Origin of the sequence: Thiolapillus sp., assembly GCF_048562965.1 — a bacterium.
GTDB classification, from domain to species: domain Bacteria; phylum Pseudomonadota; class Gammaproteobacteria; order Chromatiales; family Chromatiaceae; genus Thiolapillus; species Thiolapillus brandeum_A.
In genome coordinates, this window is record NZ_JBHNMF010000283.1 from 1 (window position 1) to 4,365 (window position 4,365).

Genomic DNA, 4,365 nt, shown 5'->3' on the forward strand with positions numbered 1-4,365 from the left:
GAGGCAGGCTTGTACTCATCTTAGGGGTGAGTAGTTACCAAAATAGCAACTTTATTTCACCCGAAAATATACGGTGGAACAATGTTGCTTACTCTAAACTCTAGCAGGTAGATAAAAGCGAAAGAAAAACCTTTGCCGGAATAGTCACGGGCCATCGCAGCGATTCGCGGTCCATAACGCACGGAGACCGGGCATTCGGGATCACGAACCACGATGACCGTACCTCTGTTACCGGTCAGTCTGTACAGAGAAGAAGCCTTGCCCTGCAATTCAAAAAAGGCCACATCCGCCAGCTTCCTGCCGATGCCAGCCGTTTCCGGCGGAATCAGCTCGACACCTGGCCAGTGGGTGGCCTGGGAAGAATCATAAGGTTCCAGTGCCTGTGCATTTGCGGTCAGGATAGCTATCGACATCAGTATGGATTTGAACACTGGCCCGACACGGCTGTTCCGCGCCGCAACCGGCATGGGAAATGACGCTGCTCCCGTCCAAAATTTCAGGCTGTTGAACATGCTGTGTACCCTGATCGTCATTTGTCCTTTCATCCGCAACTGTTGTCTTACTCAGATAGACCGGCTGCAGAAAGGTTCCATTACAGGCCCAGTTCACGCCAGCGTCTGGCAATGCGTTTGACGGAAACAGGATAGGCGGTCTTCAGCTCCTGCGCAAAGAGGGATACACGCAGCTCTTCCAGCATCCAGCGGATTTCCTCAAGGCGCTGATCGACGACCGATTTGCCGTTGGCCGCCTGCCAGCGCGCCAGCCAGTCCGCATGAACCGCCTGCAGCTCGTTCATACGCTGCTGGTCACGCAGGGCGCCTCCGCCGCGCAGCTTGTCGAGACGATGGCCGAGCGCCCTGAGGTAGCGGGGATACTGAAGCAGCTGCTCCCAGGGAACCTGTTGCAGGAAGCCGTGATACACCAGCCTGTCCAACTGGCTCTGCATGTCCTGGGTGGAGGCCAGCCAGTCGATCTGGGTGATGCTGGAGAGATTTTTTCGCACCTGCTGGTACGCCGCCAGGATATCTCCGGCCAGCCGCGTGATCTCAGCGGCATGAGTCGAGAGATCACCACTGTATTGTTGCAGGCGCGCCTCAAAGCTTTTCTGGTCGCGTATGTCGGGACGGTCCAGCAGGAAGGTACGGTCGATGATGAGCGCCAGCAGTTCCGATTCCAGATCCTGCTTTCCTTTAACAGCGGGAGAAACCGGGGGTTTTGCCGCTTTCGCATACTGCAGCCGCATCTGCTGCAGGCCCGGCAGTTGCTTGCGCAGCTGGCGCATTTCTTTGGGCATGGCCAGCATGAACAGCCGGCGCAGCCCGGCCCGGTGGGCGATACGGGCTTCGTTTTCGGAACCCAGCACCTCGATGGCCACACTGTCACCTTCATCCACCAGGGCCGGATAGGCGGTAAGGGTAATGCCGTGATTGCGCGTCTCTACCTGTTCGGGCAGTTCAGCGAAATCCCAGCGGCTGAGTCCCTGTCTGGCCAGTTCGTGTGTACCGGCTTGCGGGGGCAGTGTTTCTGCCCTGTCTGCATAGCGCTGCTGTAGCGACAGGATATCGCGGCCCGCAGCCAGGGTCTGGCCCTCGGTGTCGATGACCCGAACGCGCATACGAAGATAGTCCGGCAGCGCCGCCTCGTTCCAGGCGTCTTCGGGTACATAGGTGCCACCGGACAACTGTTTCAGTGCCTGTCCCAGCGCCTGGACGAGAGGAGTATCACTGACCTGCAGTTTCTGCAGCGCGCGGGCGGCATAGTCCGGTACAGGTACGAACTGCTTGCGCAGGGACTTGGGCAGCCCCTTGAGCAGGGTGACCAGTTTTTCTTCGAGCAGCCCCGGCACCAGCCAGTCCAGCCGTCCCGGGCTGACCTGTTTCAGCGCCCCGGCGGGCACCACCAGGGTCACACCATCGGCTTCGTGGCCAGGCTCGAAATGATATTCCAGGGGCAGGCGCATGCCGCTAATATCCAGTTCCTTGGGAAACTGGGCCTCGGCACTGGCATCGCTTTGCCTGGCCATCACGTCTTCCAGCTCCATGTGCAGCAGGCGCAGCTTATTCCTGCTGGCCTTGCGCAGCCATTTTTCCAGCTGGGCCTTGCTGTAGACGCCTTCGGGAATGCGCTGGTCGTAAAAGGCATACATGCGCTCTTCGTCCACCAGCAGATCGAGCCGCCGGGTGCGGGCTTCCATGTCCTGCACGTATTCCACCAGTTCGCGATTGTGCCGCCAGAAAGGCGCACGGGTATGGAAGTCGCCCTGCACCAGCCCGTAGCGGATGAAGATCTCCCGTGACTGTTTGGGATCGATAGGACCGAAATTGATGCGCCGCCGGGGCACCAGCACCACACCGAACAGGGTGACCTTTTCATAGGCGCCCACCTGGCCGCGCTTTGCCTGCCAGTGAGGTCCGGAATAGCTGTGCCTGACCAGGTGCCCCGCCAGGGACTCTATCCATTCGGGCTGCACCCGGGCGCATACCCGGGCATAGAGCTTTGTGGTCTCCACCAGCTCCGCCGCCACCAGCCACTTGGGGTTGTTGCCGAACAGCGCGGAACCGGGGAACAGGTGAAACTGGCTGTTGCGGGCACCCAGGTAGCCCTTGCCCTTCCCTGTCTGCTTGAAACCGATATGGCTCAGCAAACCCGACAGCACGGCGCGGTGCAGGGTCTCGTAGCCGGGAAATTCCTTGTTGTCCCGGTAGCCCATGTCGTGCATCTGGGCGCGCAGCTGGCGGTGGATGTCATGCCATTCGAGAATACGGGTATAGGAAAGAAAGTATTCGCGGCACAGGCGGCGGAACTTGCGCTGGGTCAGGTGGCGGCGCTTCTCCTCGACGAATTTCCACAGTTCGAGAAAACCCAGGAAATCGGATTCTTCGTTGACGAATAGCGCGTGGGCCTCGTCGGCCTGCTGGCGCTTGTCCATGGGACGGTCGCGGGGATCCTGCACCGACAGGGCGGCCGCGATCACCAGCATCTCCCGCAGGGCATGGGTATGGGCAGCTTCGAGAAGCATGCGGGCGATGCGCGGGTCTACAGGCAGGCGCTGGATCTTGCTGCGGTGACTGTAACGGCTGATGCGGGCAAAGCCGGTATCGATGACATGGCGTATGCCCGGCACGGTCAGGGAGGTCTCGGCCACGTTGGTCGCCAGCACGATACGCCGCTGCCCGGACGGCTTGAAGATGCGCCCCTGGTCTGCCGGGCTGAGCCGCGCATACAGGGGCAGAACTTCCGTCACCTGCAGGCGATGCCGGTGCAGGCTTTCTGCAGTCTCACGGATTTCCCGCTCGCCGGACAGGAAGACCAGGATGTCTCCCCTGTCTTCCTTGGAAAGTTCATCCACCGCATTCAGGATGGCCTGCTGGGTGGCATCACCCCGCTCGCCACTGTCCTCGTCTTCTTCCGGCGGCGCATAACGCACTTCCACCAGCCAGGTGCGGCCGGATACCTCGATCACCGGAGCATCAGAGAAATGCCTGGAGAACTTCTGCGGATTGATGGTCGCCGAGGTGACGATGAGCTTGAGATCACGGCGCTTCTTCAGCAACTGCTTCAGGTAGCCCAGCAGGAAATCGATGTTCAGGCTGCGTTCGTGAGCCTCATCCAGGATGATGGTATCGTATTCGTTGAGAAAACGGTCCTGCTGGATTTCGGCCAGCAGCATACCGTCAGTCAGCAGCTTGATATGGGTGCTCTCGCTCACCCGGTCGTGAAAACGCACCTTGTAGCCCACGGCCGTGCCCAGCTCCCGCTCCAGTTCGGAGGAGATGCGGCTGGCCAGGCTGCGCGCAGCGATGCGCCGCGGCTGGGTGTGGGCGATGCGGCCATAAATGCCCTGCCCCACGTCCAGGCAGATCTTGGGCAGCTGGGTGGATTTACCCGAACCCGTTTCACCACAGAGGACGATGACCTGGTGTTTTGCGATCAGCTCACGTATTTCTTCCAGACGCGCGCTAATGGGCAGCTCGGCCGGGTATTCCGGCACAGGCAGCGACTCCCTGCGCGCCTGGACCGCCGCTGCCGACCTGTGGATACGCTGTTCCACATCGGCAAGAACGGCGGGGTCGAGCGGCCTGTCCTGCTGTACCTGCCGGGACAGGTTCTGCAACTGGCGGCTCAACCGGTGCCGGTCTTTCAGCAGGCATTGGCTGATCTGTTTTTTCAGGTTTTCTACGGCAGCAGGCACGGGTTCTCGGCACGGAGGAATGGTGGGTGGATTCTACCGCGAATCCTGGCTGCTATACTCTGCCGGATGATTTTCCGGCGCATCAACCTGGCTCTCGTGAGCCTGCTCCTGGCGGTGACGGCCACCTGTGCCAGTGCAACGGATGCACTGAGCCAGGTAAGAAACATGCCCGA

General features: G+C 60.4%; 2 protein-coding genes. Both read right to left on the minus strand.

Annotated features, from left to right (window positions below; all coding sequences use genetic code 11):
* Positions 1-56 precede the first annotated feature (56 nt).
* Positions 57-533, minus strand: a complete 477-nt coding sequence (locus tag ACOCD2_RS13240; protein ID WP_293645616.1) for a hypothetical protein — start codon at positions 531-533, stop codon at positions 57-59.
* Between the two features lie 59 nt (positions 534-592).
* A complete protein-coding gene (gene hrpA, locus ACOCD2_RS13245) occupies positions 593-4,192 on the minus strand; it encodes an ATP-dependent RNA helicase HrpA (protein WP_293645618.1) in 3,600 nt (1,199 codons plus the stop codon).
* Positions 4,193-4,365 lie beyond the last annotated feature (173 nt).